This is a genomic window from Ligilactobacillus ruminis DSM 20403 = NBRC 102161 (assembly GCF_900113455.1).
GTDB classification, from domain to species: domain Bacteria; phylum Bacillota; class Bacilli; order Lactobacillales; family Lactobacillaceae; genus Ligilactobacillus; species Ligilactobacillus ruminis.
On the sequence record NZ_FOPI01000047.1, the window covers coordinates 1 to 11,091 of the forward strand.

Annotated in this window: 11 protein-coding genes and 1 pseudogene; 4 read left to right on the plus strand and 8 right to left on the minus strand. The window is 45.5% G+C overall.

Going from position 1 to position 11,091, the window contains the following annotated elements; translation table 11 throughout:
* The 3 genes and pseudogenes from BMZ95_RS10120 to BMZ95_RS10130 form a co-directional block, all read right to left on the minus strand.
* Positions 1–266, minus strand: a pseudogene (locus tag BMZ95_RS10120) (IS21 family transposase); the annotation flags it as partial.
* A gap of 149 nt (positions 267–415) precedes the next feature.
* Positions 416–1,621, minus strand: a complete 1,206-nt coding sequence (locus tag BMZ95_RS10125; protein WP_046922517.1) for an XRE family transcriptional regulator — start codon at positions 1,619–1,621, stop codon at positions 416–418.
* Between the two features lie 16 nt (positions 1,622–1,637).
* Positions 1,638–2,387: a DUF5986 family protein gene (locus BMZ95_RS10130; RefSeq protein ID WP_046922518.1), complete on the minus strand. Its 750-nt coding sequence runs from the start codon at positions 2,385–2,387 to the stop codon at positions 1,638–1,640.
* A gap of 271 nt (positions 2,388–2,658) precedes the next feature.
* Here BMZ95_RS10130 and BMZ95_RS10135 point away from each other — a divergent pair, with 271 nt between their 5' ends.
* Positions 2,659–3,018 (plus strand): YccF domain-containing protein, encoded by a 360-nt coding sequence (locus BMZ95_RS10135; RefSeq protein WP_039120970.1) that lies wholly within the window; start codon positions 2,659–2,661, stop codon positions 3,016–3,018.
* 376 nt (positions 3,019–3,394) lie between these two features.
* On the opposite strand, the gene BMZ95_RS10145 is transcribed toward BMZ95_RS10135, so the two are convergent.
* From BMZ95_RS10145 to BMZ95_RS10160, 4 genes are all read right to left on the minus strand, one after another.
* Positions 3,395–4,597, minus strand: a complete 1,203-nt coding sequence (locus BMZ95_RS10145; protein ID WP_225354935.1) for an MFS transporter — start codon at positions 4,595–4,597, stop codon at positions 3,395–3,397.
* Between the two features lie 36 nt (positions 4,598–4,633).
* Positions 4,634–6,034: an ATP-binding cassette domain-containing protein gene (locus tag BMZ95_RS10150; RefSeq protein WP_046922521.1), complete on the minus strand. Its 1,401-nt coding sequence runs from the start codon at positions 6,032–6,034 to the stop codon at positions 4,634–4,636.
* Positions 6,035–6,122: 88 nt separating this feature from the next.
* Positions 6,123–6,440: a hypothetical protein gene (locus BMZ95_RS10155; RefSeq protein WP_074786628.1), complete on the minus strand. Its 318-nt coding sequence runs from the start codon at positions 6,438–6,440 to the stop codon at positions 6,123–6,125.
* A gap of 207 nt (positions 6,441–6,647) precedes the next feature.
* Positions 6,648–8,552 carry an elongation factor G gene (locus tag BMZ95_RS10160; protein WP_174519778.1) on the minus strand — a complete coding sequence of 635 codons (1,905 nt, stop codon included), beginning with the start codon at positions 8,550–8,552 and terminating at the stop codon, positions 6,648–6,650.
* Between the two features lie 168 nt (positions 8,553–8,720).
* On the opposite strand from BMZ95_RS10160, the gene BMZ95_RS10165 reads away from it, so the two are divergent.
* From BMZ95_RS10165 to BMZ95_RS10175, 3 genes are all read left to right on the plus strand, one after another.
* Positions 8,721–9,332: a sugar O-acetyltransferase gene (locus BMZ95_RS10165; RefSeq protein ID WP_046922523.1), complete on the plus strand. Its 612-nt coding sequence runs from the start codon at positions 8,721–8,723 to the stop codon at positions 9,330–9,332.
* A 190-nt stretch (positions 9,333–9,522) separates the two neighbouring features.
* Positions 9,523–9,822 (plus strand): CHY zinc finger protein, encoded by a 300-nt coding sequence (locus BMZ95_RS10170; protein WP_046922524.1) that lies wholly within the window; start codon positions 9,523–9,525, stop codon positions 9,820–9,822.
* A gap of 121 nt (positions 9,823–9,943) precedes the next feature.
* On the plus strand, positions 9,944–10,492 hold the full coding sequence (locus BMZ95_RS10175; protein ID WP_014073110.1) for a biotin transporter BioY: 549 nt from the start codon (positions 9,944–9,946) through the stop codon (positions 10,490–10,492).
* Between the two features lie 420 nt (positions 10,493–10,912).
* Here the strand turns inward: BMZ95_RS10175 and BMZ95_RS10180 are convergent.
* Positions 10,913–11,091: zinc ribbon domain-containing protein (locus tag BMZ95_RS10180; RefSeq protein ID WP_143454997.1), on the minus strand; the 179-nt coding region annotated here is incomplete at its 5' end.

Here is an 11,091-nt window from a genome sequence, read left to right on the forward strand (position 1 = left end):
AAGCCTTTTTCAACGATAAAGTCATAAATCGATCTGGCAGAACAACCTGCAGCGTATTTGTCTTCAATGATGTCTTGATATCCGTCCAGCTTACTGCGACGGCTACGACGCTTCCTGACAACTGATGTTTTATCGCTCTGAGCTTTTAAATATGCCGCTTTGACGGTTCTTGGATCAACGTCATATTGTCGTGCAACAGCGGAGTAATTTGGTTTTATCTTCTCTAACACAAAATATCTCATCCTTTCGTAAACGTCTTTTCGCATACTCATCACTTCCTCAAAAGATTAATAAAGTGAGTATACAAAAAATGTAGGAAAACCGACAATTCTAAACCGCCGATTTCCTACATTTTACAACCGCCCTTTACAAAATTACAAGAGAAGTATTGATGAATGACTTAAAATAAAAAAGATTATAAATAATTTCTCTTGATATTTTCAAAACTAAGTAAGGTTGTATTTTTATTTTTTTCTTTTAGAGTTCCAGTTCTTAAATATAATAACTTTTCTATTGTTTCTGGATAAAAGGATATACCAGAATATTCAAATTCTTGCATTAAACTATCTGGATCAAAAATATTATTTTCAAATAGTAAGTCAATTGCTCCTTGAAAAATACTCTCATTAATAGTATATGGAACATCTTGTGGCTCTTGTTTACGCCATCCTCTCTTAGACACTTGTCGCATAAGATACTGATATTGATTAACAGTAATAATACCTAGTTGGTGTGCTCGATACAACATTGCTTGTATGGAAACACCCCATTTTTTCTTTAAAGACACATAGTATTCCAAGCTTGTGGGATATGCGGATATATCTTGACTGAAACTATGTTTCGGCAATAAAAATGAACTCGCAAACATATTGGCTTGCTTCTCTCTAGCTCTGAATTCATCTTTTGAAATGGCTTCCAAATCTTCGCTCCAAGGATGCAAAATAATATGCCCCAATTCATGAGCCATGTCAAATCTTATTCTGCATTCATATACCTTACCTTTGGAGATTGCCACGAAGTAAATTACGTCGTGACCAATTTGGGTGCGTTGTGAAAAGGCATCTATTGCTTCATCATCTGTTTCCAAGTACGTTACCAATATACCGTGTTGCTCTAAAATGTATTGTAAATTGTTTATTGGACCATTACCGAGATTCCATGCCTTGCGAACTTTCTGTGCAATTATTTCAATTTCATTTATAGTTTCTTTACTATTACAGTCTTCAATTGTGTCTGCGCCTCTAAAATCAATATCCATGTCATTAAAGATGGGAAACTCAATATATTTCTGTAGTACTTCATATATATCGGCAATAAACTCCAATTTTACTTTTTGAGAATTCTTCTTCTTCTTGGTTGCCGTAGATTGGGAACGGAAATATGTGGTTTTAGCTTTTACATCATCACTATCTTCTTGAAAAAAATACTCATTAGGAAATCCCAATACTTTTGCAATTTCTCTTATTCTTTTGAAGTCTGGTATACTTTTTCCATTCTCATATGATGAAATTGACTGTTTGGTTATAGTTGTTTTTTTAACAAGCTCCGCAAGTTCTGTTAACGTAAGCTCTCTGTATATTCGTGCTTTCCTTAAGCGGTTACCATTAAACGTACTTCTCATTGCTACATTCTCCTAATTAGCTTTGTCTTTTTTCATTATTGTTTTCATTATCGTTATTTTTCAATTGTGGCTTGACACCTGGTTTTAAACGAAGATTGTTTTTAGTTTCTGCCTTGTTTTGATTTTCAGAATATGGAGCTTCATAAAGAGGTAATTGTGGAGTGATATATTCTGAAATATCTTGATGTTCAATTGTTTCTAGATTTTCATCTAATTTTAGCAGTTCAAGCTCAGTGATTGATTCTCTTTCATGGGAGTATACTATGGTGTAGTGTGAGTACTCAGAAGAATCGATTTTATTTCCAAAAATCTTATAATAATCATTAGCTAGTTTATCATTTGTGAAAAATTTTTCCCCATTATCTAAACCCTCTAAAGTCATTTGTTCAAAACATGGATTGAAATTTCCATTTTCCACATGACATATTGATTGAAGATAGTAAGGTGTATTTCTACTTGCTAATTTCTTTTTTGCATTTTCAAAAGTTTCCTTTGTCATGACGTTATAAGTACGTTTGTTTATTTCATCTATTACAACAAGCAAATTCCATGATATGCGTTTAAAACGTACAGCACTTAATCCATCAACACATAAATCAAGAATTTTTGAATTGATGGCATCTGAATAAAAGAAATGCGTTGAATTTTCTATTTTTTTAGCACTGCGGTAATCATTACATGAACAACCGGCGTCTTCAAGACCGTTCTCAATAGCAAAAACAATTTTACGTAAAATTTTTTCGATAGAATCATTAGAATAAAACATTTTACTATCCCCTTTAATTTTTTTCTTTTATTTTTACATAAAAGCAATGAATTGTCAAGTAGAGCGACTGTTTGTTGATAGATAGTAACGTTATCGCCCACTTATATTTTATAAGCAAACGATTTATCAAACTCCACTTCATTTTACAAGCATCCTTCTTGACTCACAACACCACAAGCCTTATTCTGAATGTAACACTTCTGAAATCAGGCGATGATGCGCCGGACTTCGGAGCATTCGTACAGCATAGGAATAGAAGGAGGACACTTACATGAGCATACTGGGAAACATACTCTGGTTTGTCTGCGGCGGACTTTTGAGCGGGCTGGCATGGGTATTGTCAGGCTGTCTGTGGTGCATCACGATCATTGGGATACCGATTGGCCTGCAGTGTTTCAAGTTCGCCAGTCTGGCATTCTTTCCGTTTGGAAAGGAAGTTGTGTACGGCGGCGGTGCGGTCAGCCTGCTTGCCAACATCGTCTGGCTGATTGTGTCGGGAATCCCGATGGCAGTCGGCAATGCCGCAATCGGCGTTGTCTGCTGCATTACAATCATCGGAATTCCATTTGGCAGGCAGTTCTTCAAGATCGCCAAACTGGCGCTTTTGCCGTTCGGGGCAACGGTGAGTTAGATTCGGACATCGGGGAGGCTGATGCCTGTGAATCAGGCAGGAATGAACCCGGTTGCTGCTGAAATGCGTTTGACTTACGTGAAATAAAGCCGCATGATCCATAATGATTTCAAGGATCATGCGGCTTTTGAATTTTTCAAAGCCTCATTCCGTACGGTGCGGCTTCGGCCTTTGACCTTCTGCGTCAGTCAAAGTTTCGTTATCCGGGCAGACTGGCAGAACGAACGGTTCATCCCAGGACATCAGATTAATTGTCATCTGACTCCTGGCTGCTCTTGTACCTTTCGCCCCAGTTATTGCATCGAGAATGGGCTTCAGGCTTCTTCCCAGATCGGTCAGGGGACGGGACTTCGGCATACACCTCGCAGACTTTTCTCTACACTCCGCGCATCAATCCGTTGACCCGTCTGTCAACCATCATGACCGCTGGCAGGACAATCATGGGCAGGGTCAAAAGAAGCAGCCCGACCGGACCGATACTGGAAAATGCAGGGCTGAAGACCGACGACAGCGGTGCGATTGCCCCGAACAGCGAAAAGACGACTCCGTATGTAACGCCAAGCATTTTGTCTGCGGTCTTCTTCTGCACGATTGTCACGAAAATCGTTCCCGTCATGTAGTTTGCAATGCCGTAGACAATCCACGAAACCACAAGCAGAGCCAGCAGAACCTTCTGATTCGTCAAAAAGACTGCGCCGAGCGGAAAGAGGGCAATGCCGACGCCCTGCAGGACGAGCCATTGTGCATAGCCATGCAGATGCCTTGAAGCATCCCTGACTACATGGCTGAACAGAAACCCGCTCACGCCGGCAGTGATTCCGATTGTCATTTCCTGAATGGAATATGCCGCCTTGTAGTCCGGCAGCCTCCTTGCCAGATACATTGGCGTGAGATACCAGTACAGCCAGAAGCTGACGTTGATCAGCGTCGCATACGGCAGCAGAACCCTGATGACTTCCAGGTGAACGACCTGTCTCAGGGAATCGAGCATGGATTCATCAGTTTCGTTTTCTTCACGACTGACCGGGTCCGACGGTATTCTGAGCATCATGACGCATGACGCAACCATGATGACCAGGATGATGCCGTATGAGACAAGGGCGCTCTTCAGGAGGACGAGCACGCCGGAAAGAGCTGAACCTAAAATCGTCGCAAGCTGCTGAACCATGTTGAGACTGGCGTTGTTTCTTATGAGCTCGTCGTCATCTTCGGAAAAAGCGGGGGCTATCGTCTCGATTGCAGGCAGATAAAATGAAGTGACGAAGCTCAGCACACAACCGACCGCAACGGAAACGGCAGTGAAACTGACTGACATCTTCTGCATCACGATAAGAACAAGCAAGGCAACCATCCTTGCCACGCTGCCGATTCTTATCAGATTTATCCGCGGGAACCGGTCGGACATCCGACCGCCAAACGACGCCAGGACTATCTCGACAAATCCCGCGCATCCGAACAGGGCGACTGCACCCTGGCTGTGAACGACGTTTGCAAGATACCAGATTGTATATATGTTGAATGCAGACAAGGCCACATTGCTCAGCAGGTCGTTTATCACAATACGTTTGAAATGAGTCATATAAAAGGCACTTCCTTCATGCTGCATTTAAAATTGTTAAATCCCATCTTTGCCAAAATAATCTCCCAAATCACAGTAATCACTGAATCTTCGGTCCGAAATCAGGTATGTTCGGTCAACGCATCCCTCGACGAAGCGCTCGTCATGGGAAATGACAACGACTGCCGCTTCGCTGTTCCTGATGAATTCAGTCAGGGCTCTTACCCCGTCATAGTCAAGATAGTTAGTTGGCTCGTCAAGCAGCAGGACGTCAAACGGCGACACAAGTTCAAGTACAAGCTGGGCCTTGAGAAGCTGTCCTCCGCTCAGTTCGTCCGGAGTGTGGGAAAGAAGGTCCGCATGAAGTCCCATGGCTCCTGCGACATCAAGGACAACCTGTTCCGGCATCCCGGAAGCCTTCATGAGCTGTGACAGAAGATTTTCACCTTCTTCCCAGACATCTTGAATCTCCTGTCTGAAGCGGCTGACCCTGCAGGATCTTTTCTCAAGTCTTCCCTCGATTTCACCCAGCAGAGTCGACTTGCCGCTGCCGTTCCTGCCTAGCAGACCAACCGTTTCTCCTGATCTGATCCGAAACGAGAACGAATTGTCAATCAGCCGGATGCCATGGCCTGACAGTCCGTCAAAGTCAAGATTTATCCTGACTTTTTGCGGTTTCTGATATGTCGTCAGAAGCTTGAGCCCCATCTTCTCATAGGGCTTGGCATTCTTCGGCCCTTCGTCCAGACTTTTCTGCATGCGTCTGGCATTGGCCGAAAGTCTTCTCTGAACCTTGTCGTAATTTCCAAGAAGCGACCTGGCCTTTGCCTCCGAGTTGGAAACACCGCCGGCCTTCCTGGACTTTGCGGCCTTCTCCTTCATCTTCTGAGCCACGCGTTTCTGCCTTCTTCGCTGCTTTTGCTCAACCTCGTACAGCTGATACTGATTGTTCCGGTTCCTTTCCCTCATCTGCCGGAATTCCTCAAAATTACCGTCATAAAGGTCGATGTGCCGGTCTTCAATCATCAGCACGCAGTCAACCGCCTTTTCAAGAAAGGCAATGTCATGACTGATGATGACGGCAATTCCCCGAAAGCCCCCGATCATCCCGGTCAGCTTCCTGATGCCTTCCGCGTCAAGATTTGACGTCGGTTCATCCAGCAGCAGGATGTCCGGTCTCTTCGCAAATGCACGGCTGATTCGCTGCATCTGACCTTGTCCAGGACTGACCCCTTCCATACCGGCCGGAAACTGACTGACCATTTCGGCATGTCCGTCATATCTGACCATTCCTGCATCAGGTTTCAAGATTCCGGTAATCAGCCTGAGCAGTGTGGTCTTTCCCGTGCCGTTGTCACCGACAAGCGCCACGTGCCTCCCGTTTCCTATTCGGAAGCTGCATTTTGAAAAAAGCGGATTGTCTCCGTAGCTGAATGCAAGATCATTAACTGCCAGCAAGATTTATACCCCCTCATTAGAAAATTTTAATGTTAATCCAATAGTAGTTCCAATGCCCGCAAAAGTCAAGAAAACGGCCCGGCGCAAGTTACGCACCGGACCGATTCAGATGTTGTTTCCCTGCGCTGACGTACTGATTGACAACAGCGGACTTGTTGCTGGCATGACCGAACCGAGCCGGCGTGTTATTTTCCGAGTTGTGCAACTGGAGGAAGTCATGCTCGTCTTCCCAGGAGTTGATCAGGAGAAACTTGTAATCCTGCTTCAGCGAGCGTGTCTCAACATACGACTTGAGGACAAGAGGGCGCTTGTTCCTGTCATCCCAGGAATCAATGATGGACTGCATGACCTTGTAGTTCAGTCCGGACTGGAAGACCGTCTTCTCGTCGGAGACATTCAGCAGCATGAACTTCCTGTGGTTGTCCGCCGATCTGTATTTCAGAAAGCCGCGTCAAGGTCAAGGCGGCCGGAGACCTGCGATAGTGACACAGCGATGTTACAGTTAAACAGCGGTCGGACAGAAATTGTCTTTTCTGTCCAGCCGCTGTTTTTTTGGTATTCGGGAATTTTGAGTACAATGTCATGTTTAGCGTCTTAATAAGGAACCGAATCTTCATGATAATCTGTACGGAACGTGCGCCATCTTCGGCACGTCGCTCCAGTCGACCGTATATCCGGCGCCGTGAGCACAGAAGACGGACTGCGGCGTGTTTTCCAAATCTGAAAGCGGGTCGTAGCTGCTGTTTGAAACGACTTCCTGTTCATTATGGCATTGGCGATAGCCGTCAACGCTCAGTTCAAGCAGTCCTTTTCCGCGGGTATAGGTGCGCACGGTTTCCGCATATGACTGCATCTCGCTGACCGGAGCAAGGCCGCTCAGAGTTCCGGTAGCCTGATCCAAGGAAAAGGTGCCGCTCATCTGCTGAATGTCGTTCATTGCGCGACCGAGCTTTTCTTCCGGGACTTTGAGCACGAAGCGGTACCATGGCTCAAGCAGTTTTAGTCCGTGGCGTTTTTTTAGCATCATCAAACCTTGGCGCACGGCTCTGCCTGACGCTTGGCGAAAATCGCCTCCGACTGTGTGTTTGATGCTTGCTCTGCCGGTTGCAAGGGTGATCTTGACGTCGGTCAGGGGCGCTCCGATGAGAACGCCGAGGTGTTCTTTTGAATTTAGACAGGAGAGAATCTGATTTTGCCAGTTTTTGTCGAGTTCTTCCAAGCTGCAGTTTGACGAAAAGACCAGGCCGCTTCCCGGTTTTCCGGGTTCCATGATCAAATGTGCTTCTGCGTAGTGACGCAGCGGCTCAAAGTGGCCGACGCCCTCAATCGTCTGGGTGATCGTTTCTTTGTACAAAGTCCTGCCTTGTTCAAATGAAACGTCCAGTTCATAGCGGTCCTTTAAAATCTGCTGCAAAACTTCAAGCTGAATCGGACCCATCAGCTGCACGCGCAGTTCGTTCAGTTGTTTTGACCAGACGACGTGAAGATGTTCGTCTTCGTCTTCAAGTTCTTTTAAGGCCACAAGGCAGGCATGAAGGTCGCATCCGTTCGGATTTAGCGCATAGCTTAGAACCGGCGTCATGCAGGATGCTGCATCGTTTTCAAGAAAACCCAAGCCTTGTCCGACAAAAGTTTCATTCAGGTTCGGGATGGCACAGATCTGGCCGGCGACAATTTCTTTTGCGGCACCGTATCTTTTTGCATCATAGACTCTGAGCTCGTTTGCCTTTTGATCATCTAAAATCATGTCTTTTGGATGAAGGCTCCCGCCTAACACGCGCAGCCAGGTCAGACGCTCGTTTTTTTCGGTGTGAGAAATTTTGAAGACGCGCGCGCTGAATTCGTTTCGAGATTCGAGTTCCGGCGCAAAGTCAGCAAGGCCTTGAAGCAAAGCATCGATTCCTTCAAGCTTGAGCGCAGAACCGAAAAAGCACGGGAAAGCTTTGCGCTGCTTGATCAAGGCTAAGACGTCCGTTCGGTCGATCGAATCGTTTTCCAGGTATTTTTCCAAAAGAGCGTCGTCAAGTTCCGCAAGTTCTTCTGTTTCCGTGCCGTCGAAGGCCACGATGCTTTGATCGAGCTGTTTGAGTCGTTTCATGATGTCTGCTTTTGAAAGCTCGCTCAAATCAAGCTTGTTGACGAAGACGAACGTTGGAACATGGTAGAAGTCAAGCAGATTCCAGAGCGTCCTGGCATGACTCGTGATCAGGTCGCGGGCTGAAACGACCATGATCGCACAGTCGAGCACGCGCAAAACCTGTTCAGTCTGCGAGACGAAATCAACGTGACCAGGGGTGTCGAGCAAAGTCAGCTGCAGATTTTTCCAAGTCAGATTCGCCTGGTGCGAAAAGATCGTGATTCCGCGTTTTCTTTCAAGTTCTTCAAAATCCAAAAAGGCATCTCCGTTGTCGACTCTGCCGAGTTTTTTGAGTTCGCCTGCCTTGTAGAGCAAGGCTTCCGTCAGCGTGGTCTTGCCCGAATCGACAGGGGCGATGATGCCGGTTACGATATGTTTCAATGTTGTTTGCGGGAAAAGCGTCCCGTCGCTCCTTTCGTATTGTCTGAAAGTATTGTAGCACAAAAGATTATTGAGCACTGAATTTTGCGAAAAAACCAGAGATTGTAATTGCCGATTTGTACCAATAATCGTTATAATGTAAGCGGTATTTATGATGAGGCGAAACAAATGAACGAAATTTTTGAAAAAATGCACAATGGCGAACTGTATTTGCCAAACGACAGGGAATTGGCAAAACTCCAAATGGAATGTTTGGACAGGCTTTATGATTTTAACCGGACGCGGCCGACCGAAATGGCAAAACGAAGGGAGCTTCTGAAGGAAATGTTTGCCGAGATCGGCGAAGGGTGCTACATCGAACCGCCGTTTCATGCAAACTTCGGCGGACGTCACGTCCACTTTGGCAATCACGTTTACGCCAACTTCAACCTGACTGCGGTTGACGATACGCACATCTATGTCGGCGACCATACGATGATCGGGCCAAACGTCACGCTGGCATCTGCCGGACATCCCGTCTGGCCTGAGCTGCGCGAAAAAGGGTACCAGTTCAACATGCCGATCCATATCGGCAAGAATTGTTGGCTCGGTGCCGGAACGGTCGTCGTTCCCGGGGTTTCGATCGGCGACAACACCGTTATCGGTGCCGGCAGCATCGTGACGAAGGACATTCCCGCAAACGTCGTGGCAGTCGGCAATCCGTGTCGCGTGATGCGCGAAATTAGCGAACGCGACAAAGAATATTATTACAAGGACAGGAAAATAGGTGACGCAAAATGACGATGAGAATCTTGGACTTTAAATTTATCCCTCTCACAGTAATTTTGAAGACGATGAAAGATATTTGAAGCTTGGCGCAAAGTACGGCTTTGCAATTGGTGCAGATCATCCTGGTTTTTAATTTTAGGCAGATTTCTTGTTGATGTTAACTTTTTGTTGTGGTACGGTTGACGTTGTGAGGGGTGAAATCATGAAAATTTACGGAAGTCAGCTTGATCAGGCAGGAAGATGCCGCCATTATCATTCAGAAGCAGACGTGGTCGCGCTGAGATGTCGTCAATGTCACAAATATTACGCCTGCTACAAATGCCACGACGAATCGGAAAATCACGATTTCAAGCCTGCGGACGCAAGTGATCCTGTGCCGGTTCTTTGCGGAAACTGCATGAATCAGCTGACCAGAAATCAGTACGAACAAGGCTTTTGTCCATATTGCCGGCATCGGTTCAACCCGGGATGCAGACTTCATCATGATATTTATTTTGAATAGCAGCATGTCTGCACTGAATTTAAAAAATTGCACGTTTTTAGTTAACCAGTATTGACATAAAGGTTAACAAAGTCCATAATAGACACTGTTCCAAAAAATAAGAGTGGGAGAGTTGATTTTTATGAAAGCAAAGGATATTACACAGATTGCGCTGATGACTGCCGTCATCGTTATTTTGGGGATGTTTCCCGGAATTCCGCTCGGGTTCATCCCGGTTCCGATCGTTTTGCAAAACATGGGGGTCATGTTGGCGGGAGCATTGCTCGGACCTAAAAAAGGAACGATTTCAGTTGCGCTGTTTTTGATTTTGGTAGCCATCGGCATGCCGTTTATGAGCGGCGGAAACGGTGGAATTGCTTGCTTTATGTCGCCTTCTGCGGGTTACGTGATTGCATGGCTGTTTACGCCGCTTTTGATTGGTTGGGCTGAAAGCCGTTTTAATGCGGATCACAAGCCTGTCTTGGAATTTGCCTTTATCTGGCTTTTCGGTGTATTGTTCATTGACGGCGTCGGTGCCGTTTGGCTAGCCTTTGCAACGCACATTACGATTGGTCAAAGCCTGATTGCAAATCTTGCGTTCATTCCGGGCGACTCGATCAAGACGGTCGCAACGCTGCTCGTTGCTCAGGCATTGCTCAAAAACAAGACTGTTGCGGCACAATTGCAATAATTTTTAATTCGGAGCGTGGATATTTCCGCGTTCTTTTTTATATGGGCGTGCCAGGCTTTACTCTCATAAGTTTTGTAATATAATATTATTGTAGACAGTTTCTCTGTATGATATGAAAGGAAGAATGAATTTTAGTGACTGCTGCGTTTATTGGCACGTTGCTCGCTTTGATTGTTTACAATGCTTTTTTAAGGGAAGCAACAAAGATGACGGCGGTTGCTGCAGCGGATGCGGATGCGTGATTTTGCTGCTGATTTTAGCCGCCATGTTTTGAACTACCCCAACTTAACCTGAAACTTCGTTTTTTAACGGTTTGAAGTTGGGGATTCTGGGAACACGGCAAACTTGCCAGTCTAGTTCTTCACTAAGTTGGTAGAGGTCATCGCTATTTACCAAGGTACGTTCCATACCTGTTTATTATTAAGCCAGAGTTTCTAATCCTTTAGCTAAGATATTTTTGGCTGCGTTTACATCTCTATCAAGATGCGCATGACAATTAGGACAGTCCCATTCACGAGCAGCTAGCCATTCTGACTGAGAAAGGCTGTCAAACTCGTGATTTTTTTGTTTGCATTCATGACAAATACGACTGGTATTTT